This is a genomic window from Ruegeria sp. AL12, assembly GCF_056540885.1.
In genome coordinates, this window is the sequence record NZ_JBQFXN010000170.1 from 1 (window position 1) to 590 (window position 590).

Sequence of the window (590 nt, forward strand, 5' to 3'; positions counted from 1 at the left end):
AGCAAGTTCCCCACCCGATGTCCCCACAGGATTGCCTTGTGGCGATCATGGTTGCGATCTCGGCCTCCGACGAAACCATCCGAACCGCCGAGCTGGTCAAGATCGAGGTCGCCGTGAACATGTTGCCGGTTTTCGCCGGGTACGACATCGACCGGATGCGCCACGTGTCGCAGGTCGTGTTTGACCTGTTCGAACAGGAAGACGGGCTGGATGCGCTGTTCGGCCTGATCCGGGACAACCTGCCCGAACGCCTGAACGAAACCGCCTATGCCCTGGCCTGTGACGTCGCTGCCGCTGACGGAACGCTGGCCGAATCCGAACTGCGCCTGCTGGAAGAAATCCGGTACGAGCTGGACATCGACCGCCTGCACGCGGCCGCGATCGAGCGCGGGGCCCGGGCGCGCCATACTGTCTGACGCCTGCTTCAGGCCGGTTTCAGGTTTCAGCTTCCGTAAAGTGCCCCCCAGCGCTCCAGCAAGGCGCGCTGCAATTTCCGTGATCTGCTGTTCCAGCTGCGTGCACCATCCGGGCGTTCACGCTGCGCGCGTGGGATCGTGGCGCGATGATCCACGTCGGCGGTGAATATCGCG

1 protein-coding gene is annotated in these 590 nt (G+C 63.7%); it reads left to right on the forward strand.

The window, feature by feature from the left end; all coding sequences use genetic code 11:
* Positions 1–416 (forward strand): tellurite resistance TerB family protein (locus ACR0C6_RS22045; RefSeq protein ID WP_480621319.1); only part of this gene is annotated, 416 nt, incomplete at its 5' end.
* Between the last annotated feature and the right edge of the window lie 174 nt (positions 417–590).